Annotated in this window: 16 protein-coding genes; 9 read left to right on the forward strand and 7 right to left on the reverse strand. The window is 53.3% G+C overall.

Going from position 1 to position 22,287, the window contains the following annotated elements; genetic code table 11:
- Positions 1-18 precede the first annotated feature (18 nt).
- A complete protein-coding gene (gene yacL, locus SC127_RS05250) occupies positions 19-393 on the reverse strand; it encodes a protein YacL (protein ID WP_215847605.1) in 375 nt (124 codons plus the stop codon).
- Between the two features lie 217 nt (positions 394-610).
- Here yacL and SC127_RS05255 point away from each other — a divergent pair, with 217 nt between their 5' ends.
- From SC127_RS05255 to SC127_RS05290, 8 genes are all read left to right on the forward strand, one after another.
- Entirely contained in the window at positions 611-1,525 is a 915-nt protein-coding gene (locus SC127_RS05255; RefSeq protein ID WP_243078576.1) for a LysR family transcriptional regulator, read from the forward strand.
- 134 nt (positions 1,526-1,659) lie between these two features.
- Positions 1,660-3,087, forward strand: coding sequence for a M20 family metallopeptidase (locus tag SC127_RS05260; RefSeq protein WP_332625614.1), 1,428 nt, complete (start codon positions 1,660-1,662; stop codon positions 3,085-3,087).
- 16 nt (positions 3,088-3,103) lie between these two features.
- The gene (locus tag SC127_RS05265) at positions 3,104-4,696 is read left to right on the forward strand and encodes an ABC transporter substrate-binding protein (RefSeq protein ID WP_332625616.1); all 1,593 of its coding nucleotides are present in this window, start codon (positions 3,104-3,106) and stop codon (positions 4,694-4,696) included.
- 12 nt (positions 4,697-4,708) lie between these two features.
- Positions 4,709-5,782 carry an ABC transporter permease gene (locus tag SC127_RS05270; RefSeq protein ID WP_332625618.1) on the forward strand — a complete coding sequence of 358 codons (1,074 nt, stop codon included), beginning with the start codon at positions 4,709-4,711 and terminating at the stop codon, positions 5,780-5,782.
- On the forward strand, positions 5,779-6,714 hold the full coding sequence (locus tag SC127_RS05275) for an ABC transporter permease (RefSeq protein ID WP_215847607.1): 936 nt from the start codon (positions 5,779-5,781) through the stop codon (positions 6,712-6,714). The genes SC127_RS05270 and SC127_RS05275 overlap by 4 nt, the downstream gene beginning before the upstream one ends.
- Positions 6,707-7,573: an ABC transporter ATP-binding protein gene (locus SC127_RS05280; protein ID WP_215847608.1), complete on the forward strand. Its 867-nt coding sequence runs from the start codon at positions 6,707-6,709 to the stop codon at positions 7,571-7,573. The genes SC127_RS05275 and SC127_RS05280 overlap by 8 nt, the downstream gene beginning before the upstream one ends.
- The gene (locus SC127_RS05285) at positions 7,570-8,331 is read left to right on the forward strand and encodes an ABC transporter ATP-binding protein (RefSeq protein WP_332625622.1); all 762 of its coding nucleotides are present in this window, start codon (positions 7,570-7,572) and stop codon (positions 8,329-8,331) included. The genes SC127_RS05280 and SC127_RS05285 overlap by 4 nt, the downstream gene beginning before the upstream one ends.
- A gap of 3 nt (positions 8,332-8,334) precedes the next feature.
- On the forward strand, positions 8,335-9,630 hold the full coding sequence (locus tag SC127_RS05290) for an MmgE/PrpD family protein (protein WP_332625624.1): 1,296 nt from the start codon (positions 8,335-8,337) through the stop codon (positions 9,628-9,630).
- 52 nt (positions 9,631-9,682) lie between these two features.
- Here the strand turns inward: SC127_RS05290 and acnB are convergent, their stop codons facing one another.
- Together acnB and SC127_RS05300 are read right to left on the reverse strand one after the other, a co-directional pair.
- On the reverse strand, positions 9,683-12,280 hold the full coding sequence (gene acnB / locus SC127_RS05295) for a bifunctional aconitate hydratase 2/2-methylisocitrate dehydratase (RefSeq protein WP_215847611.1): 2,598 nt from the start codon (positions 12,278-12,280) through the stop codon (positions 9,683-9,685).
- Positions 12,281-12,519: 239 nt separating this feature from the next.
- Entirely contained in the window at positions 12,520-13,515 is a 996-nt protein-coding gene (locus tag SC127_RS05300) for an aldo/keto reductase (RefSeq protein ID WP_243078581.1), read from the reverse strand.
- Positions 13,516-13,613: 98 nt separating this feature from the next.
- Here SC127_RS05300 and SC127_RS05305 point away from each other — a divergent pair, with 98 nt between their 5' ends.
- Positions 13,614-14,513: a LysR family transcriptional regulator gene (locus SC127_RS05305; RefSeq protein WP_332625627.1), complete on the forward strand. Its 900-nt coding sequence runs from the start codon at positions 13,614-13,616 to the stop codon at positions 14,511-14,513.
- 722 nt (positions 14,514-15,235) lie between these two features.
- On the opposite strand, the gene lpdA is transcribed toward SC127_RS05305, so the two are convergent.
- From lpdA to pdhR, 4 genes are all read right to left on the reverse strand, one after another.
- Positions 15,236-16,660 carry a dihydrolipoyl dehydrogenase gene (gene lpdA / locus SC127_RS05310; protein ID WP_332625749.1) on the reverse strand — a complete coding sequence of 475 codons (1,425 nt, stop codon included), beginning with the start codon at positions 16,658-16,660 and terminating at the stop codon, positions 15,236-15,238.
- 159 nt (positions 16,661-16,819) lie between these two features.
- Positions 16,820-18,718, reverse strand: a complete 1,899-nt coding sequence (gene aceF / locus SC127_RS05315) for a pyruvate dehydrogenase complex dihydrolipoyllysine-residue acetyltransferase (RefSeq protein ID WP_332625629.1) — start codon at positions 18,716-18,718, stop codon at positions 16,820-16,822.
- A gap of 14 nt (positions 18,719-18,732) precedes the next feature.
- Positions 18,733-21,399: a pyruvate dehydrogenase (acetyl-transferring), homodimeric type gene (aceE, locus tag SC127_RS05320; protein WP_243078584.1), complete on the reverse strand. Its 2,667-nt coding sequence runs from the start codon at positions 21,397-21,399 to the stop codon at positions 18,733-18,735.
- 103 nt (positions 21,400-21,502) lie between these two features.
- The gene (pdhR, locus tag SC127_RS05325; protein ID WP_215847615.1) at positions 21,503-22,267 is read right to left on the reverse strand and encodes a pyruvate dehydrogenase complex transcriptional repressor PdhR; all 765 of its coding nucleotides are present in this window, start codon (positions 22,265-22,267) and stop codon (positions 21,503-21,505) included.
- Positions 22,268-22,287: the final 20 nt, after the last annotated feature.

Below are 22,287 nucleotides of genomic sequence, written 5' to 3' on the forward strand. Positions count from 1 at the left end.
TTGAGCGGCGAATGCGGCTCAACCTTTATGGCCATATTGCTGAAGGAATTGGCGATAAGCGGCGATCACCAACAAAAAATCCTCTACACCACAGAATGACAGGCTCTCTTCATCGTAATAGTTCATGCCTTCTTCCATACCGTCATCTTCCAGTGCCAGCAGATTAGCGCGGATCATCACCTCTTCTTCATCCAGCAAAATGGTGTATTCGCTGCCGACGCGCTGCCATTGTCGCACGCTGCCTTTTACCTCTTCGATGGCCGCTTCCACTTCATCCAGCAATCCGAGATCATTTTTCACTTCTTCATTAAACCAATGGCCAACTGCTTCATGATCCATCGACATGCGCACTTTAATCTGGCCCGTCACATCACGTAAAAACTCATATTCCATTGCGTTATCCTCTTGCTCTCGCGGCTCACCTTGCACTCCCTGAGTGCATTTTGTGCGCAGCCTGCCCTCTACATTGTGACAGATGGCGCATTATTGCAGGCCACAGCGCCCTTTGCAGCGTTTTTCCCTTGATGAAAGTCTGGCGCGTTTCTTGCGTGTAACAAAGTGTGTAATCCCGCAGACGTTGCTTTCCCATTCATCCAAAGAGGTCCCTGCTATGGAATTGAAATGGTTTGAAGATTTTCTCAGCGTTGCCCGCAGTAACAGTTTTACCCGCGCTGCCGATGAGCGTCACATTACTCAATCCGCCCTGAGTCGTCGGATACGGCAATTAGAAGAGTGGCTTGGCGTGCCGCTGTTTAATCGCAAAACCTATCCGGTGACCTTAACCCCAGAGGGGCAAATCTTTCTTGCCACCGCCAGGGAAACGGTATTCTCCATGACGCATCTGCGTAACGATTTACATCAACGCTTTCGTTCACGTACTGCGGTGCTGCGTTTTGCCATGCTGAATACCCTTTCGCTGACCTTTTTTCCTGACTGGATTCAGCGGCTCAATTTGAAACAACAGCTGGGCTACATTCGTATGTGCAATTCGAAACCGAGTTTTATTGAGCATATCGCCACGCTTCACAGCGGTGAAACCGATTTTCTCCTGACTTATGCCCATGATGCCGTGTCGCTGATCCATCAGCTCGCGCCTTATCCGATGGTGCAACTGGGACGTGAGCGCGCCATTGCTGTTTGTCGTCCCGACAGCAGCGGCAAGCCGCTCTATCCGGTTGATCCGCATGGCGGACCGATTCCGTGGATCAGCTACGGACAACACTCCTTTTTTGCCCATGCGCTGGCACAAATGCTGAGTGAACGTCCTTTGCCATTGGAAGCGGTATACGAAAACGGTATGTCGGTGAATTTGAAAGCGATGGTGCTGGCAGGTGGCGGTGTCGCCTGGCTGCCGCTCAGCCTGATTCATCAGGAACTGGCCAGCGGCATGCTGGTACGCGCAGACGACAGCCGCTGGGATATGTCGCTGGCGATCCGCCTCTATCGACAACCGGTGTTACAGAACCCGCAGGCGGAATTGCTGTGGGATCGGGTACAGCAACTTCAACCCGCTACTGCGGCGTGAATGAAAACTATGCAATTTTGGAATGGGTTGTGTGAATTGCTCATTGGCCTTTTGCCAACCTGTTCGCCCATGCTGACGACACAGAGACGTGAAAGCGTCTGCCGCTGTGCGGGTCAACCAATCTGGGGATTGCAATGGAAAACAAAGCGTTAGTCTGGAAGTGGGTTGAAGAACACCAAGCAACTTTTTGTGCACTCAGCGATCGGGTCTGGGGTATGCCAGAGATTTGTTATACCGAATACCGCTCGGTCGCTGAGCATACCGCGATGCTAAAACAGCAAGGATTCCGTGTGACCGAAAACGTTGCGGATATTCCCACTGCCGTGATGGGTGAAGCGGGCGATGGCGGGCCGATCATCGCTTTCTTGGGTGAATATGATGCGTTGCCCGGATTGAGTCAGGCGGCAGGCGTAGCGTCCTATTCACCCTTGCCAGGCAACGGCAACGGCCATGGCTGCGGTCACAACTTATTGGGTTCAGCCGCCATGCTGGCCGCCACTGCGATGAAAGCCTGGTTGGAAGAAACCGGCCTCCCTGGCCGCGTACGCTACTACGGATGTCCCGCGGAAGAAGGCGGTGCAGCTAAATCCTTTATGGCGCGCGCTGGCGCATTTGACGGCGTTGATGTAGCGATTACCTGGCACCCTAGCGCTCATCATGAAGTGGCAAAACCGCTGTCACTGGCGAATACCCGCATGGACTTTTTCTTCACTGGCCGTTCTTCTCACGCCGCCGCCTCGCCGCATTTGGGCCGCAGCGCGTTAGATGGTGTCGAACTGATGAACGTTGGCGTGCAGTATCTGCGTGAACACGTGCCACAGGATTCGCGTATTCACTACGCCATGCTCGATTCTGGTGGTATCGCACCCAACGTGGTGCAGGCGAAAGCTGCGGTGCGCTATGCCATTCGCTCACGCGATGTTCACGCCATGTTTGATCTTAACGAACGCGTCAAACGCGTGGCGCAAGGTGCGGCGATGATGACTGACACTAAAGTGGAGATCAGCATCATGAGCGCGGTGTCCAACCTGTTGGGCAATCGTCCATTGGAAGAAGCGATGCAGCGCAACCTTGAGGTACTTGGGCCGGTGGCTTTCGACCAAGCCGACCTCGCTTTCGCGGCTGACATTCAAGCGACCTTGTCGCCCGAAGAGATCGACAGCTGCTACCGCAAAACCGGCGTGAAACCGGCTAATCCTAAGCCGCTCAGCGATTACATCATTCCTCTCGATACACAGGGTGAAGTGATGATTGGCTCGACCGACGTTGGTGACGTCAGTTGGGTGATTCCGACCGTGCAGGCGCATGTGCCGACCATGGCCATTGGCACGCCGGGCCATTCATGGCAACTGACTGCGCAAGGCAAAATGCCCGCCGCACACAAAGGCCTGACGCATGTAGCCAAAGTCATGGCGGCGACTGCAGTTGATGTGCTGACAGACAAAGTGCTGTTGGCTCAGGTGAAAAAAGTGCATTTCGAACAGATCAGTGAAAAGCCTTATCACTGCCCGATTCCACCCGACGTTAAGCCACCGATTCAGCCACGCCCGGATAACCTGTAATCCTCTGGAGAGAATAATGAAAGCAACACAGATTACCGCCGCGTTAGCGTTGGCTGGTGCCTGCTGCGCGCCGCTTCAGGCTGCTACCCCGCCCGATTCACTGGTGATGGCGTGGAACATTGACGCCATTAGCACCTGGGATCCGGCCCAAATTGGCGAAGTAGTGACCAGTGAAATCTACGCGAATACCTGCGATACGTTAGTGGATTTTAAGCTGAGCGATGAGAAAGAGCTGGTGCCAAACCTGGCGAAAACCTGGGATGTTTCAGCCGATCGCAAAACGATCACCTTTCACTTGCAGGACAATCTGAAATTCGCCGATGGATCGTCCGCCACCGCAGGCGATCTGGCCTGGTCAATGCAGCGCGTGGTGAAACTCGGATATGGCAACGCCGCAGCGATTAAAGAGTACGGTTTCACCAAAGAAAACGTTGATAGCCTGATTACCGCGCCTGACGACAACACGCTGGTGATGGCCTTCGATAAAGCCTATCCCACCAATCTTCTCCTTCAGGCGATTGCCGCCAACAACGTCTCTTCGCTGCTCAATCGCAAATGGGTCGAACAGCAAGCGGTGGACGGCGATCTCGGGCATAAATATCTCTCTACGCATACCGCCTGTGTTGGGCCGTATCAGATGATGCGCTGGAATGCGGGCGAAGGCGTGGTGCTTCAGGCTTCACCCCATTATTGGGGCAAAGCGCCGGCACTAAAACGCGTGTTGATTCGTCACGTTGCAGAAACCGGCACGCAGCGGCTGTTATTAACCAAAGGCGATGTGGATATTGCTCGCGATCTCTCCGCTGACGATCTTAAAACGCTGGATGAAGGCGGTCAGGTCAAAGTGGAAAAAGCCCTTAAACCGCAGCTTTTTTTCTGGACCTTCAACAATGAAGATCCCATTTTCAAGAATGAAAAAGTGCGTCTGGCGATGCGTTATCTGATCGATTACGACGGCCTGGCGAAAAGCGTCATGCCCTACCTTGGCGTCCCGCACGCCAGCTTCGTGCAGCTTGGCGCCTTTGGTGCGCTGGATGAACAGGCGGGCCAACCGTTTAAACTCGATCTCGACAAAGCCAAACAACTGCTAACCGAAGCTGGTTATCCCAATGGTTTCAGCGCGTCGGTGATCTTCGGCACTCTGCCGCACTCCGCGCCAATTGCGCAAAGTGTGCAGCAGAATGCCGCGAGGATCGGCGTCAAGTTAACCCTTGAACGCATGGCGAACGCCCAACTGTTTAGCCGGGCGCGGGGCCGCGAATTCCAGAGCGCGATGATGGCATGGCAAACGTCGGTGCCCGATGCCTACGGCAACGCCTCGCGATTAGTGTTCAATCCTGACAACCGCAAGGAAGCCCGCGCGACGCAATATCCTAGCTGGCGTGCTGCCTACTACGACCCGGCGATGAACCAAAAGGTCAATGCCGCCTTGCTGGAACCGGATGACATCAAACGCAGCGCGATGTATGCCGATCTGCAACGTGAGCAGATGGAGAAAGGCCCGATGGCGATCATGTTCCAGATGTACAACAGCGCCGGGATCAGTCCGGTGGTGAAGAACTGGACCTGGAACGGTTTCCGCGTCTGGTACGGTGACGCAAGCAAGTAACGGAGGTAACAGATGTCTCAGGTGATCACACCCACATCGATCAATACCTCGCCCTCTCCCTTATGGCGCCTTTGCAGGCGCCTGTTTCGGGGGCTAATTTCAATCGCTTTTACCCTGCTGGGACTGGCCGCATTAACCTTTTTTATTGGCCGACTGCTGCCGATCGATCCGGTCGTCGCAGTGATTGGTGATAATGCCAGTCAGGAAGCCTACGACAAGATGTTTCATCAGTTGGGGCTGGATCAACCGCTGTGGCAGCAATTTATCGATTACGTCTGGCAGCTGCTGCATTTCAACTTTGGTACCGCGTTGACCACCAGCCATCCCGTGGCTGAAGACATTGCCCGCGTGTTTCCGGCCACGTTGGAGCTGGCCACCGTGGCGGCGATCCTGGGTGTTGGACTCGGCATTCCGGCGGGGGTTTATGCCGCAATGTACCGTAATTCGTGGTTCGATCATCTCATCCGTTTCGTTGGCTTATTAAGCTATTCCACACCTCATTTCTGGCTCGGTTTAATGGGATTACTGCTGTTTTATGCCACTTTGGGCTGGATCGGCGGGCCCGGACGCATCGATTTTCTCTATGAGTTTGACCTGCAACCGGTGACCGGATTCTGGCTGATCGACAGCGCATTAAGCGGCAACTGGGCGGTATTCAAAAATGTGTTCGGCCACATCATTTTGCCCGCCTCGATTCTTGGCCTGAGCGCGCTGGCCTACATCAGCCGTATGACGCGCAGCTTTATGATTGAGCAGCTGTCGCAGGAGTACATCATCACCGCACGCGTCAAGGGGTTGTCGTGGTCGCGCTGTGTCTGGATCCACGCCTTCCGCAATATCGCCGTGCCGACGCTCACTGTGGTGGCGCTATCCTGGGCCTGGCTGCTGGAGGGCGCAGTACTGACCGAAACGGTGTTTGCCTGGCCCGGTTTTGGCCGCTACCTGACGAATGCACTGCTGGCGGGAGACATGAACGCGGTGGTCGGCTGCACGCTGCTGATTGGTGCGATCTTTGTTGGCCTGAATATTCTCTGCGATCTGCTGTATCGCATCTTCGATCCGCGAACCCGTCAGGAGGATCAATGACCGATTCTGCCCATAAAACCCTGCGAGTCCGTCCTCAGAGCGGCCTGCGTGCCTGGCTGAGCGATCCGGCTCCACACTCTCCGTTGCAGGCGCAGGTTCAGCTCGGCTGGATCCAGTGGCGCCGTTTTTGCGCCAATCACTCCGCGCTGTTTGGTTTGCTGGTATTGCTGGTGATTATCGCGGCAGCGCTGTTTGCGCCGTGGCTGGCCACGCAGGATATCTTCGCGCAGAACCTGGCGTTTCGCCTGCAAGCGCCCAATGCCCAGCACTGGTTGGGCACCGATGAGCTGGGACGCGATATCTTTAGCCGCCTGCTCTACGGTGCACGCATTACCTTGTATATCGCTGCACTCACCGCTCTGATCATCACGCCGCTCGGTCTGCTGATTGGCACCGCCGCAGGTTATCTGGGCGGGTGGGTCGATACGGTGTTGATGCGATTAGTTGATATCTTTCTCGCCTTTCCCAGCCTGATTCTGGCGCTGGCGTTTGTCGCTGCACTCGGCCCCGGCATCGAAAACGCCATCATCGCCATTTCTCTCTCCGCGTGGCCGCCGATTGCTCGCCTGGCGCGCGCCGAGACGCTGGCAATCCGCAAGATGGATTACATTGCGGCGGTGCGGCTACAAGGTGCGTCTTCGTGGCACATCATCGTACGTCACATCATTCCAATGTGCCTGCCTTCGGTGGTGGTGCGCGTCACGCTCAATATGGCGGCGATCATTCTCACTGCCGCCGGGCTGGGCTTTCTCGGTTTGGGCGCACAAGCCCCCAGCCCGGAATGGGGCGCGATGCTGGCTTCAGGTCGTGAGTTCATGCTGAACAACGGTTGGATCGCCGCCATTCCCGGTTTAGCCATCCTTTTCACCAGTCTGGCTTTCAATTTGTTGGGTGATGGCCTGCGCGACGTAATGGATATTCGCCATGAGTAATCAACTGCTGAAGGTAGAGAATCTCAATATCGTTTTCAAAGGCGCGCATGAAGATCATCACGCGGTACGCGACGTCAGTTTTCAAGTCGGGCGTGAAAAAGTCGCGATCGTCGGTGAATCCGGTTCCGGCAAATCACAAACCTGCCGCGCACTGCTAAAACTCACCCCGAAAATCGCTCAGGTAAGCGCGACGAAAATGCAGTTTGGTGACATTGATTTGCTCAACAGCAGCGAGCGAAAAATGCGCACGGTTCGTGGCAATCGCATTTCGATGATTTTGCAGGATCCGCGTTTTTCTCTGAATCCGCTGATGCGCATTGGCGATCAGGTGGCGGAAGCCTGGCGCATTCACAGCCGCGTGAGCCGAAAGGAAGCGCAGACACGGGCGCGTGAAATGCTGGCTTCAGTGCATATCCGTGAAGTGGAGAAAGTCGCACAGCTTTACCCGCATGAAATTTCGGGCGGCATGGGACAGCGCGTGATGATTGCCATGATGCTGATCCCCGAACCCGATTTGATTATTGCCGATGAACCGACCTCGGCGCTGGACGTTACCGTGCGTCAGCAGGTGTTGCATATTTTGGATGAGCAGCTGTCACGACGTCAGACCGGTTTGTTGTTCATTACCCACGATCTCAATCTGGTTTCACGTTTCTGCGATCGCGTGCTGGTGATGTACGCCGGACGCATTGTTGAAGAAATTCGCGCTGATCGGCTGGAACACGCCCAGCATCCTTACACGCAGGCATTGCTGGCCAGCCAGCCGCGACTGCATCATCCCGTTGAATTGCTTCGCGTGCCCAGGCGTGATCCTGCCTGGTTACATGGCCCCCGTTTCCGTGATGGAGTTGCCCTATGACCCCGATTCCAGGCACTGAACGCAGTATCGAAACGGTTAATCTCAGCATCGCATTCGGTAAAGGTGCGCAATATCGTCAGGTAGTCGATGACGTCAGCATCACGCTGGCGCATGGCGATTGTTATGGTTTGATCGGCGAATCGGGTTGTGGGAAATCCACCATTTTGCGTGCCCTCGCCGGCCTTAATCACGATTACCAAGGTCATATCCTGTTCAATAACCGTGAGCAGCAGCCGCTGCGCGATAAAGCATTTTATCGTCAGGTTCAGATGGTATTTCAGGATCCTTATGCCTCGCTGCATCCGCGCAAAATGGTGTGGAACAGCCTGCGAGAACCCTTGAAGCTGCATCGGATGGATCGTCATGAAGCCCGCATCAGCGATGTGTTGAATGCAGTGGGCCTGTCAGATGCGTTTCGTTATCGCTATCCCCATCAGCTTTCGGGTGGGCAACGCCAGCGCGTGGCGATTCGTGCGCTGATTCTTGAGCCTTCGGTGTTATTGCTGGATGAGCCGACCTCGGCGCTGGATGTCTCGGTGCAGGCTGAAATTTTGAACCTGCTCAGCGTGATGCGAAAACAGCGGCAATTAACCTATCTGATGGTGACGCACGATTTGGCGGTAGTGACGCATTTGTGTCAACGCGTCGGCATTATGCATCACGGCAAGCTGCTGGAAGAGTTGAGCGCCGATACGTTACGGCGCGGTGCCGCTAATGAACCTTACACGCGCCAGTTTCTGGCTGCCAGCGAGGCATAACTGATGACGTTGATCGAAACTTTAGCGCGCTGGTGTGCCGAGCCGCCCGCCTTCTCGCCTCACGCACAGCAGCTGGCGCGTGAGGCTATTACCGACACGCTGGCCTGCCTGGTTGCCGGGCGCGACGATTTTTCTACCCGCGCCGTAGCACAAGCCTGGTCTGCCGATGCCCGCAGCGTGGCGGTCGATGCACTGATTAACGCGACCGCAGCGCATGCAATCGACTTTGACGACAACTTCGCGCCGGGGATGAGCCACGCTTCTGCCGTTTTAGTGCCGGCGCTGCTCGCGGTGGCACTGGCTAAAAATTACAGCGGATCGGCGCTGATCAAAGCCTATTTAATTGGCTTGCAGGCGCAGGCATTTATCGGCGATGCGGTGGGTTATGGTCATTACACCGCAGGCTGGCACGGCACCTCAACCGTTGGTTGCATTGGCAGCGCGGCGGGCGTGGCGGCGTTGATGGGTCACGATGCGGCGGCGATTGCGCGTTCGCTGAGCATTGCCGTTAGCCTTGCTAGCGGTGTAAAAGGCCAGTTCGGTACGCCATTAAAACCCTTCCATGCCGGGATGGCGGCACGTAACGCCGTTGACGCCGCAACGCTGGCAAGCACCGGTATCAGCGGTCGTCTGGACATCATTGAATGCCCAATGGGGTTTGCTGAACTCTACAATGGGATGCTGCAGGTGCCAACGCTGCCGGAAAACAGCGATCCGCATGTGATTGAAAGCATCGGCGTAATGCCAAAGAAACATCCCTGCTGCGGTTCTACTCATCGCATTCTCGACGCCATTGCCGACCTGCAACAGCAGCAGCAGTTTCAGTTGGATGATATTGAACAGATACATTGTCAGGTGGGCATTGCGAACTGGCGTAACCTCGCCTATCCACAGCCAGAAGATGAGATGCAGGCACGCTTTTCCATGCCCTATTGCGTGGCGGTGATGTTGCAGCAAGGCGCATTAAGCGTGGCCGATTTTACTGCCGAGGCGGTAAAGCATCAGGCAAAAAATCCCTTGTTATTGCGGGTAAAAATGGACGCCTGGACGCCAGAGCAGGAAGCAGAACAGCGCGATTTACCGCATATACTGACGCTGACGCTAAAAGAAGGTCGGGAAATCATCCATTCACGTTATCAGGCCAAAGGAACGCAAGCTGAACCTTTTAGTGAGGCGGAGCGGCGATCAAAATTTTTGGATTGCTGTGACGAACTCACCGATCGGGAGCGGCTTTTTTCTCGCTTGTCTGCGCTGGAACAGGAAACTACGCTGCATTTTTTACGGGAAATGATGGCGTAAACAGAAAAGAAAAAGGGGCGAATCATCGCCCCTTGTTGCTATCGCTTGACGATTAAACCGCGGTCTGGAAAATCACGCCGTCGGCTTTCTCAGTGTACTGATCCAGCTTATCGAAGTTCAGGTAGCGGTAAGTATCGGTGGCAGTCTTATCCACCTGCGCCATGAACTGCTGATACTCTTCTGGCGTAGGCAGCTTGCCTAACAGAGAAGAGACCGCAGCCAGTTCCGCTGACGCCAGGAAGACATTCGCGCCGGTTCCCAAACGGTTCGGGAAGTTACGGGTTGAAGTCGATACCACGGTTGCGCCGTCTGCTACACGTGCCTGGTTACCCATACACAGTGAACAGCCTGGAATCTCGATACGTGCACCGCTCTTACCGAAGACGCTGTAATAGCCCTCTTCTGTCAGCTGCGCGGCATCCATTTTGGTTGGCGGAGCCACCCAAAGACGCGTTGGCAACTGACCTTTGTGACTGTCGAGCAGTTTACCGGCAGCGCGGAAGTGACCGATGTTGGTCATGCATGAACCGATGAAGACTTCATCGATCTTCTCGCCCTGTACGTCAGACAACCAGCGAGCATCGTCTGGATCGTTCGGTGCACACAGGATCGGCTCTTTGATCTCAGCCAGATCGATATCGATAACGGCGGCATATTCTGCATCCGCATCGGCTTCAAGCAGCTGAGGATCGTCCAACCATTTCTGCATGCCTTCAACACGGCGCTCAAGCGTACGACGATCGCCATAACCTTCAGCAATCATCCACTTCAGCAGCACGATATTGGAGCTGAGGTACTCTTTGATCGGAGCCTGATCCAGCTTGATGGTACAGCCTGCGGCAGAACGTTCTGCTGACGCATCGGTCAGTTCGAATGCCTGCTCAACTTTCAGATCTGGCAAGCCTTCAATTTCCAGGATGCGGCCAGAGAAGATGTTTTTCTTCCCTTTCTTCTCAACGGTCAGCAAACCTTGCTTGATGGCGTAAAGCGGAATCGCATGCACCAGATCGCGCAACGTGATGCCCGGCTCCATCTTACCTTTGAAGCGCACCAGCACCGATTCCGGCATGTCGAGCGGCATCACGCCCGTTGCAGCAGCAAACGCCACCAGACCAGAACCCGCCGGGAAAGAGATACCGATTGGGAAACGGGTGTGAGAATCACCGCCGGTGCCGACCGTATCTGGCAGCAGCATGCGGTTCAGCCATGAGTGAATCACGCCGTCGCCTGGACGCAGTGACACACCGCCACGGTTCATGATGAAGTCTGGCAGCGTATGGTGCGTGTTCACGTCAACCGGCTTTGGATATGCCGCAGTGTGACAGAACGACTGCATCACCAGATCGGTGGAGAAGCCAAGACACGCCAAATCTTTCAGTTCATCACGGGTCATTGGACCGGTAGTGTCCTGAGAACCGACGGAAGTCATTTTTGGTTCGCAATAGGCGCCTGGGCGAATGCCGACGGTGCCGCATGCACGACCCACCATCTTCTGTGCCAGCGAGTAACCGCGGCTGCTTTCTGCCACATCTTTCGCCTGGCGGAAGACATTGCTGATCGGCAAGCCCAGTGACTCACGCGCTTTGCTGGTCAAGCCGCGACCGATGATCAGCGGAATACGGCCACCGGCGCGGACTTCGTCAATCAGAACTTCGGTTTTCAGCTCAAAGTTAGCGAGCAGATCGCCGGTTTCATGGTTGCGGACTTCGCCTTTGAACGGATAGATGTCAATAACATCACCCATGTTCAGGTCGCTAACGTCGACTTCGATTGGCAGTGCACCGGCATCTTCCATAGTGTTAAAGAAGATTGGCGCAATTTTGCTGCCCAATACCACGCCGCCGCCTTTCTTGTTTGGCACGTTCGGGATGTCGTCACCCATAAACCACAGCACCGAGTTGGTGGCAGATTTACGTGATGAACCGGTACCGACAACATCACCGACGTACGCCAGCGGGAAGCCTTTGGCTTGCAGCGCTTCGATCTGTTTGATCGGGCCGACACTGCCTGCTTCATCTGGCTCAATGCCTTCACGGGCATTTTTCAGCATCGCTAAAGCATGCAATGGGATGTCTGGACGTGACCACGCATCCGGCGCTGGAGAGAGGTCATCCGTGTTGGTTTCACCGGTTACTTTGAAAACTGTAACAGTGATTTTTTCTGCTAACTCTGGACGAGACAGATACCACTCGGCGTCTGCCCAGGATTGCATCACCTGTTTGGCATATTCATTGCCCGCTTTGGCTTTCTCTTCTACATCGTAGAAGCTGTCAAACATCAGCAGCGTGCGAGAAAGCGCCTTCGCAGAGATAGGTGCCAGTTTGGCATCATCAAGAGCTTCAATCAGCGGATGAATGTTGTAACCGCCTTGCATGGTGCCGAGCAGTTCAACCGCTTTTTCAGGGGATACCAGAGGAGAGGTTGCTTCGCCCTTGGCGATGGCCGCCAGGAATCCCGCTTTTACATACGCCGCTTCATCGACGCCGGGTGGAACACGGTTGACCAAAAGATCGATCAAAAATTCATCTTCACCCGCAGGCGGGCTTTTCAGCAGTTCAACCAGCGCGGCCATCTGGGAAGCATCTAAAGGCTTAGCTACGATTCCCTGGGCTGCACGCTCGGCAACGTGCTTACGGTATTCTTCTAGCACGACTTTCTCCTCGCTCTCATTGTATGGGTTTCCGGTGCACCCCGATGACAAAGCATTCCGTGAGTAGGGTAAGGTGCCCGGTTCCGCGTGGGGCAGCATAGCAGGATTTCGCCTGATTGTTAATCTGTTTACAAAAAAGCAACATTGTTAACTTCTGTAGCAGATTTAGCTAGAAAACGCCGTTGAGACGAAAAAAAGCAGGGCATTACGCACCTGCTTTTTAACTAATGAGGAGCAGATTATGGGTTATCAACCAGGCCCATTTCTGCGCGGGAATAGCGTTCACCCTGAACGTTCTGCGCGGCAAAGAGCGCATCGAGTTGAGCTACATCTGCCGCCTGTAGCCTGACATTGACTGCCGCACAGTTATCTTCCAGATGATGAATTTTACTGGCGCCCGGAATCGGTACAATATCTTCACCTTTTGCTAATACCCACGCCAATGCCATTTGTGCCGCAGTAATATCATAACCTTGTGCCATTTTAGTGAGTTGATTAACTAACTTTTGGTTATGCTCCTGCGCCTGTTGCTGAAAACGCGGTAAACCGCGACGGAAATCATCTTCCGCGAATGTGTGACTTAGCTTGCCCGTCAGGAAACCGCGTCCGAGTGGGCTGTAAGGCACGAATCCGATGTTTAACTGACGACAGGCCGCTAAAATTCCCTGCTCCGGGTCGCGCGTCCATAACGAATATTCACTTTGTACCGCTGAGATGGGATGTACCGCATGCGCACGATGCAAGGTCGCTGCAGAGATTTCTGACAGCCCGAGATAGCGAACTTTGCCCTCCTTCACTAACGCCGCCATCACACCTACCACCTCTTCAATCGGCACGTTGGGATCGAGGCGATGCTGATAAAGAAGCTCAATGGTTTCCACCCCTAAACGCTGTAACGATCCTTCTACTGCGCGGCGGATATGTGCCGGATCGCTGTTTACGCCCGTGACGCGCTGCCAACCCTCGCCCTCTTCATTAATGCGGAAACCAAACTTCGTGGCGATTTTTACCTGACCATGCCGACCTTTAATCGCTTTCGCGATCAGTTCCTCATTGGTAAAAGGCCCGTACACTTCAGCGGTATCGAGAAAATCCACGCCCAGATCGAATGCACGATTAAGCGTGTTTAGTGCCTGCTGCGCATCATTTTGGCCATAAGCGAACGTCATCCCCATGCAGCCTAAACCCAATGCTGATACGCGTAATCCCTGATTGCCCAATTGACGTTGTTGCATGGTTCTCTCCTCGTTGTGTTCAGTGTTAATGTTATAACCCTCAACAATCACGGCAACAATTGTGCTTATCTTGCCGATTTAGTGAGTAAAACTCAGCAATGACCCATCATCGCGCCACGCTTCAGGAACTTGAAATGTTCGCTGCTATCGCTCAGCACCGCAGCTTTCGTAAGGCTGCAGAGGAGCGAAATGTCACGCCTTCTGCACTCAGTCACGCCATGCGCAATTTTGAGCAGCGCCTGGACGTGCGGCTGTTAAATCGCACTACACGTAATGTGGCGCTGACCGAAGCGGGCGAACGTTTTCTCCAGCGCATTCAACCCGCTTTACTCGACTTGTCCCAGGCGGTGGATGAACTCAATGACTGGCGCAGCGATCCGCGTGGAACCCTAAAGCTCAATATGCCGCGCTCGGCAGAAGCCTTGTTCTTCGACTCGCTGATTTTGCCGTTTGTGCAGCGCTATCCTGAGATTACGCTTGAGATCGACAGCAACGATGCGCTGGTAGATATCATTGATGCTGGATATGACGCGGGTATTCGCTACGGCGATGTACTGGCGCAGGACATGATTGCCCTGCCTTTCGGCCCGCCAATGCGCGCGCTGGCGGTGGCAAGCCCTGCTTATATTGCGCGCTACGGCGCACCGCAAACGCCAGATGCCCTACTGAAATTTCCCTGTATTGAGCGCCGCTTTCCCAGCGGCCGTCGTTATCGTTGGGAGTTTTGGACGGAGGGACGGAAACAGGAAGTCTCTGTCAGCGGCACGCTGGTCCTGGATAATAACGAACGTATTTTGCAGGCGGCGCTGGCAGGTGCAGGGATCGCCTTTTTGCACCAGGCTACCGTGGAACAAAGCCTGGCTGAAGGGACGTTAGTGGAGGTACTCGCGGAATATACTGGCTATGCAGAAGGGTTCTGGCTCTATTATCCCAGCCGTCGTTATTTATCGACGCCGCTAAGACATTTCATTAACTGGTTGCGAGAGAATAAGGATTGAGCCAATCAATAATTTCATTTAAATAAATCATTAAAAATAAGAAATTGAGCGATAAAAAAGCGAGCCATATTGAACACGGCTTGCTTTGATGACATTAAAAGAAAAATCAATACACCCTTCATTACGCAAAGCCAAACGACACTCGCTTCATTAAAAAAATCAAGCCAGATAAAAACCCACCTTTAACTTTTTAATTTTATGAATCGCATTACAATCTCACTCATTAACTTACTTAAATTCAATAAGAAAACACACGTAAGGGAATAAAAAAGAGAAATTAAATAAGACGTGAGTCGAGAGCCGGTGGGCGCTTGAGGCTTCCTACCTCAGTTATCAACCTTAGGGAGAAGGAGAAATCCCCACTGATAATATCGCTTGCATACAAAAAGAGACGTTATTATGAAGTCGCAATAGGGGTTACTCATTATTTATGGCTAATACTTTTAGGGTTAACGCTAGCGCGTTGCTACGCCTTATGTGAGGTACGGTTAAACGTAATGATCATCAAAGTTTCGGCTGTGCTTAATGAAGAAAAAAAGCAGTAAGCACTTTGTTAAGTGCAGAGTTCACGCTGCCATTTCTGATAATGTAAATATTAGCTTTAGCGACCTTTATCCGTTATAAATATTCCATTTTTCTTATTTTTTTAATTTAATACTTTTAAAGGTATGCATAATAAAAAACGGCTCCTTTCGGAGCCGCTTAATTAATTACGCAGGCGCTTATTTCTTTTTCGCTTTCGCGTTTGGCAGATCGGTGATGCTGCCTTCAAAGATTTCTGCCGCCAGACCAACGGATTCATGCAGCGTTGGGTGAGCATGGATAGTCAATGCGATATCTTCCGCATCGCAGCCCATCTCAATCGCCAGGCCGATTTCGCCCAGCAGCTCGCCGCCGTTAGTCCCGACAACGGCGCCACCAATCACACGGTGCGTTTCTTTGTCGAAAATCAGCTTGGTCATGCCGTCTGCACAGTCAGAAGCGATAGCACGACCTGAAGCAGCCCACGGGAAAGTGGACGTTTCATAGCTAATGCCTTTCTCTTTCGCTTCTTTCTCGGTCAGACCCACCCAGGCAACTTCTGGCTCGGTGTAAGCAATTGATGGAATCACTTTTGGATCAAAGTAGTGCTTCAGACCAGAAATCACTTCAGCGGCAACGTGACCTTCGTGCACACCTTTGTGCGCCAGCATTGGCTGACCGACGATATCGCCGATAGCGTAGATGTGCGGCACATTGGTACGCATTTGCTTGTCAACGCGGATGAAGCCACGATCGTCCACTTCCACGCCCGCTTTACCCGCATCAAGACCTTTACCGTTTGGCACACGACCAATCGCAACCAGCACCGCATCATAACGCTGCGCTTCGCCCGGGGCTTTTTTGCCTTCCATAGAAACGTAGATGCCGTCATCTTTCGCTTCAACAGCGGTGACTTTCGTTTCCAGCATCAGGTTGAATTTCTTGCTGATGCGTTTGGTAAAGACTTTCACTACGTCTTTATCGGCAGCCGGGATCACCTGGTCGAACATTTCAACCACATCGATCTCTGAACCCAGCGCTTTATAAACGGTCGCCATTTCCAGACCGATAATACCGCCGCCCATAACCAGCAGACGTTTCGGCACTTCTTTCAGCTCCAGCGCGTCTGTGGAATCCCATACGCGGGGATCTTCATGAGGAATAAATGGCAGTTCAATTGGACGTGAACCCGCAGCGATAATGGCGTTGTCGAAGTTAATGGTGGTTGATCCACCTTCGCCTTCAACCACCAGCGTGTTGGCACCCGTGAATTTGCCGAGGCCAGTAACCACTTTCACTTTACGGCCTTTCGCCATACCCGCGAGGCCACCAGTCAACTGGTTGATAACCTTCTCTTTCCAGGAACGAATTTTGTTGATGTCAGTTTGCGGCTGGCCAAACACGATACCGTGCTCTTCCAGAGCTTTGGCTTCGTCGATCACTTTGGCGACGTGCAGCAGCGCTTTTGACGGGATACAGCCTACGTTCAGACAAACACCACCGAGGGTGCTGTAACGCTCAACGATTACGGTTTCCAGACCTAAATCAGCGCAACGGAAGGCTGCAGAGTAACCTGCAGGACCTGCCCCAAGTACCACGACTTGAGTTTTAATCTCTGTACTCATCATGACCTCTTATTTGATATCCGGCGGGTCAGACGTTCTTATGATGCCCTTGTTCCACCGGGACTTTCACCGCAAGAGTTTACAGAATTGTTAACAAACTGCCAACCGCGGTGCTACGAATGTTACAAGAAGGCCGGCATCTGCCGGCCTTGTTTGTACTTACATCACCAGACGACGAATATCTGCTAACAGGTTGCCAACGATGGTAATGAAACGTGCACCATCAGCACCGTCAATGACACGGTGATCGAAGGAAAGAGAGATTGGCATCATCAGACGCGGCGCAAACTCTTTACCGTTCCATACCGGCTCCATGGCAGACTTGGAGACACCAAGGATAGCCACTTCTGGCGCGTTAACGATCGGCGCGAAGTGAGTTGTACCCAAACCGCCAAGGCTGGAGATCGTAAAGCATCCGCCCTGCATGTCGCCCGCAGTCAGCTTGCCATCGCGCGCTTTCTTCGAGATCGCCATCAACTCACGAGACAGCTCGGTGATACCTTTCTTGTTCACGTCTTTAAATACCGGAACAACCAGGCCATTTGGTGTATCCACTGCCACACCGATGTTGATGTATTTCTTCAACGTCAGCTTCTGCGCATCTTCGGACAGCGAGCTGTTGAAGCGTGGCATCTGCTCAAGAGCAGCGGCAACCGCTTTCATGATGAACACTACTGGCGTGAATTTCACATCCAGTTTACGTTTCTCAGCTTCAGCGTTCTGCTGCTTACGGAAGGCTTCCAGCTCGGTGATATCTGTTTTATCGAAATGCGTAACGTGAGGGATCATCACCCAGTTACGGCTCAGGTTCGCACCAGAAATTTTCTGAATACGACCCAGTTCGACTTCTTCGATTTCGCCAAACTTGCTGAAGTCGACTTTCGGCCATGGCAACATGCCCGGCAAACCGCCACCGCTGGCTGCAGTCGGTGCTGCTTCCGCACGTTTAACCGCATCTTTCACGTAAGACTGTACGTCTTCTTTCAGGATGCGACCTTTACGGCCGGTGCCTTTCACTTTCGCCAGGTTAACACCGAACTCACGGGCCAGACGACGGATAACCGGCGTGGCATGTACGTAAGCATCATTCTCTGCAAACTCGCCTTTGGCTTCGGCTTTCGCCGGTGCCGCAGCGGGTTTAGCGTCAGTTTTGGCAGGTGCCGCAGTCTCTTGCTTCGCTGCTGGAGCTGGAGCCGCAGCCGGTGCTGCACCTTCAACTTCGAACTCCATGATCAGTGAACCGGTGCTGACTTTATCGCCCGTCGACACTTTCAGCGCTTTCACGGTGCCGGCGAACGGTGCAGGCACTTCCATCGAAGCCTTATCGCCTTCAACCACAATCAGTGATTGCTCAGCTTCGACTTTGTCGCCGACTTTCACCAGAACTTCGGTCACTTCGACTTCATCGCCGCCGATATCCGGCACGTTGACGTCTTTGGCGCCCGCAGCGGCGGCAGGAGCCGTTGCTGCTGCTTCTTTCACTTCTGGCTTCGCTTCGGCCGCAGGTGCTGCGCCTTCTGCTTCAAACACCATAATGTGAGAACCGGTATTCACTTTGTCACCGGTAGAGATTTTGATCTCTTTCACGGTGCCAGCGAACGGAGCCGGCACTTCCATCGAGGCTTTGTCGCCTTCAACCACAATCAGTGATTGTTCAGCTTCCACTTTGTCACCGACTTTCACCAAAATCTCTGTGACTTCGACTTCATCGCCGCCGATATCCGGGACGTTGACGTCTTTGCTCGCGGCAGCAGTAGCAGCGGCTGGCGCTGGCGCCGCCTCTGATTTTTTCTCTTCCGCTGGCGCTGGCGCAGCTTCTGCTGCACCTTCTGCGTCAAACATCATGATCAAAGAGCCCGTTTCGACTTTATCGCCGGTAGAAATTTTAATCTCTTTAACCACGCCGGCCTGCGGTGAAGGCACTTCCATCGAAGCTTTGTCGCCTTCCACGGTGATCAGCGACTGCTCGGCTTCCACCTTGTCGCCAACTTTGACCAGAATTTCGGTGACTTCAACTTCATCAGACCCGATGTCCGGTACCTTAATTTCGATAGCCATTACTCTTTTACCTCTTAAGCCAGACGCGGGTTAACTTTATCGGCATCGATATTGAACTTGGTAATCGCTTCCGCTACCACTTTCTTATCGATTTCGCCACGTTTAGCCAGCTCGCCCAGTGCCGCAACCACCACATAAGAAGCATCAACTTCGAAGTGATGACGCAGATTTTCACGGCTATCCGAACGACCAAAGCCGTCGGTACCCAACACGCGATAATCGCTAGCAGGGACATAGCTGCGAACCTGCTCGGCAAACAGTTTCATGTAGTCGGTTGACGCCACCGCTGGCGCATCACTCATTACCTGAGCGATGTAAGGAACGCGTGCTTCTTCGGTCGGATGCAGCATGTTCCAGCGCTCACAATCCTGGCCATCACGCGCCAGTTCGGTGAACGAGGTGACGCTGAATACGTCAGAACCGATGCCGTAATCTTTCGCCAGGATCTGCGCAGCTTCACGCACATGACGCAGGATTGAACCTGAACCCAACAGCTGGACTTTACCTTTGCTGCCTTCCACGGTTTCCAGCTTGTAGATACCTTTACGGATACCTTCTTCAACGCCTTGCGGCATCGCTGGCATGCGGTAGTTTTCGTTCAGCGTGGTGATGTAGTAATAAATATTTTCCTGCGCTTCGCCATACATACGTTTCAGGCCATCTTGCATGATGACAGCCACTTCGTAGGCATAAGACGGATCGTAAGAAATACAGTTCGGGATAGTCAGCGACTGAATATGGCTGTGACCATCTTCATGCTGCAGACCTTCGCCGTTCAGCGTGGTACGACCGGAGGTACCGCCGACCAGGAAGCCGCGCGCCTGTTGGTCGCCCGCCAGCCACATCAAATCACCAATACGTTGGAAACCGAACATCGAGTAATAGATGTAGAACGGAATCATTGGCAAGTTGTTGGTGCTGTAAGAGGTCGCCGCCGCCAGCCAGGATGAACCTGCACCCAGCTCGTTGATCCCTTCCTGCAGAATTTGACCTTTCTCGTCTTCTTTATAGTAAGCAACCTGCTCACGGTCCTGCGGGGTATATTGCTGACCGTTCGGGCTGTAAATACCAATCTGACGGAACAGACCTTCCATACCAAAGGTACGCGCTTCGTCAGCAAGAATAGGAACCAGACGATCTTTGATCGACTTGTTCTTCAGCATCACGTTCAGGGCACGCACGAAGGCGATGGTGGTAGAGATCTCTTTGTTCTGCTCTTCCAGCAGCGCACCGAACTCTTCCAACGCAGGCATTTCCAGTTTTTCAGTAAACTGTGGCTGACGTGAAGGCAGATAACCGCCTAACTTCTCGCGCTGAGCGTGCAGATAGGTGTGCTCTTCAGAACCTTCTTCGAAGGTGACGTAAGGCAGCTCTTCAATTTTTTCATCGGCAACAGGCACGTTGAAGCGATCGCGGATATAGCGAACGCCGTCCATGTTCATTTTCTTCACCTGGTGAGCAATGTTCTTGCCTTCCGCGGTGTCGCCCATACCATAACCTTTGATGGTGTGCGCCAGAATCAGAACCGGTTTGCCTTTGGTGTCTTGCGCTTTTTTCAGTGCTGCATAGACTTTCTTCGGATCGTGGCCGCCACGGTTCAATGCCCAGATTTCATCATCGGACAGATCTTTAACCAGCTCAGCTGTTTCCGGATATTTACCAAAGAAATGCTCACGCACGTAAGCGCCGTCACGTGATTTGAAGGTCTGATAATCGCCATCAACGGTTTCGTTCATCAGTTGGATCAGTTTGCCGCTGGTATCTTTACGCAGCAACTCATCCCAACGACCGCCCCAGATCACTTTGATCACTTCCCAGCCTGCGCCAGCGAAGATGCCTTCCAGCTCATTGATGATCTTGCCGTTACCAGTGACCGGACCATCCAGACGCTGCAGGTTACAGTTGATGATGAAGACCAGGTTATCCAGTTTTTCACGGGTGGCGATAGTGATCGCACCTTTGGATTCTGGCTCATCCATCTCACCATCACCCAGGAAGGCGTAAACGGTTTGTGCTGAGGTATCTTTCAGGCCGCGGTGTTCCAGATATTTCAGGAATTTAGCCTGATAAATTGCCGTTAATGGACCAAGGCCCATGGAAACGGTCGGGAACTGCCAGAATTCTGGCATCAGTTTCGGGTGCGGATATGATGACAAACCTTTGCCATCCACTTCCTGACGGAAGTTATTCATTTGCTCTTCGGTCAGACGACCTTCGAGGAACGCACGCGCATAGATGCCTGGAGAAATGTGACCCTGGAAATAAACCAGATCGCCGCCATCTTTGTCACTGCGCGCGCGGAAGAAGTGGTTAAAGCACACTTCATAAATGGTTGCAGAAGACTGGAAGGAAGAGAGGTGGCCGCCCAGCTCCAGATCTTTCTTCGATGCACGCAGCACCGACATGACAGCGTTCCAGCGGATTGCGGAACGGATACGACGTTCAAGAGAGGTATTCCCCGGATAATCCGGTTCATCTTCAACGGCAATAGAGTTGATGTAGTTGCTGATTGCAGAGGAACCTGCAGCAACTTTCACGCCGCCTTTGCGGGCTGCACCCAGTACCTGATCAATCAGATACTGCGCACGTTCTACACCTTCTTCACGGATGACCGATTCGATCGCCTGTAGCCAGTCACGAGTTTCGATCGGATCCACGTCATTGTGTAAACGTTCTGACATGGGTGTGTTCCTTATCTGTGTCTAATACGTTGAATAATCGGGAGCCTGTAAAGCTTAAGGGAGACAGGCTCGTCGCACATGTCCGCACGATCTGTGTCGCACGTTATTCCTTACGTTGCTGTAAACGACGTAGGGAGCGTTCTCGACGGCTCTGCTCCCGACTTCTGTCCAGCAAGATTTCCTCTATGAACGCCAGGTGACGATGTGAAGCTTCGCGTGCTTGTTCTGGCTCACGAGCCACAATCGCCTCAAATATACTGGCGCGGTGACCACTCACTTTCGCCAGCATTTCTCGGCGCGAGTAGAGTAATTCGAAATTCTGGCGGACGTTTTTCTCCAGCATCGGCCCCATCGAGCGTAGCAAATGCAATAGCACAACGTTATGGGCCGCTTCTGTGACAGCAATTTGATACTGCATTACTGCGTCCGCTTCGGCGTCTAAATCGCCGCTATCTTGCGCCTGCTGAATCTGAACATGGCAGTCACGAATACGCTGCACATCATCTTCTGTACCACGCAATGCCGCGTAATAGGCGGCGATACCTTCAAGCGCGTGACGCGTTTCCAGCAGGTCAAACTGTGATTCCGGATGGTCGGCGAGAAGCTCAACGAGCGGATCGCTCATGCTTTGCCAGAGATGTTCTTGTACGAACGTTCCGCCGCCTTGACGGCGTAGCAACAATCCTTTGGCTTCTAAGCGCTGGATTGCCTCGCGGAGTGACGGACGTGAGACATCGAATTGTTTGGCGAGTTCGCGCTCTGGGAGCAGCTTCTCTCCCGGACGAAGCGTCCCTTCCATAATCAACGATTCGAGCTGTTGCTCGATTGCGTCGGAGAGCTTGGGTTGGCGAATCTTACTGTAAGCCATCTTCCCTTCTTATTATGCCA

It is taken from the genome of Pantoea sp. T14, assembly GCF_036663535.1.
In the GTDB taxonomy this organism is placed as follows: Bacteria; Pseudomonadota; Gammaproteobacteria; order Enterobacterales; family Enterobacteriaceae; genus Pantoea; species Pantoea phytostimulans.